The sequence below is a fragment of the Bradyrhizobium nitroreducens genome (assembly GCF_002776695.1).
GTDB classification, from domain to species: Bacteria; Pseudomonadota; Alphaproteobacteria; order Rhizobiales; family Xanthobacteraceae; genus Bradyrhizobium; species Bradyrhizobium nitroreducens.
The window spans coordinates 8010134-8010588 of sequence record NZ_LFJC01000003.1; the positions used below are offsets into that span (position 1 = coordinate 8010134).

The 455-nt window shown below is 69.5% G+C and carries 1 protein-coding gene; it reads right to left on the reverse strand.

The window, feature by feature from the left end; translation table 11 throughout:
- The coding region (locus TSA1_RS40870) for a methyl-accepting chemotaxis protein (protein ID WP_245448510.1) at positions 1–455 on the reverse strand (455 nt) is incomplete at both ends.

Sequence of the window (455 nt, forward strand, 5' to 3'; positions counted from 1 at the left end):
GCCCGTGATGTGCGAGGAAATCTCGTCGGTCGCCTTCGCGGTCTGGCTCGCCAGCGACTTCACTTCGCTCGCGACCACCGCAAAGCCGCGGCCGGCCTCACCGGCGCGTGCCGCCTCGATGGTGGCATTGAGCGCCAGCAGATTGGTCTGCTCGGCGATCGCGGTGATCAGCTTCACGACTTCGCCGATCTGCTGGGCGGCGTGCGAGAGCTTGCCGATCCGGCCGTCGGTCTCCCTGGCCTGCACCACCGCGGCTTCCGCGATGCGGTTGGAATCGCGCACCTGGCGGCCGATCTCCTCGACCGAGGCCGACAGCTCTTCGGTCGCGGTCGCGACCGACTGCATGTTGGACGAGGCCTGCTCGGACACGCCGGCGACCTGGCTCGACAGGCTCTGGGTGGTCTCGGCGGTACGGGTCAGCGTGGAGGCCGCCGATTCCAGCTGCACGGCCGAGG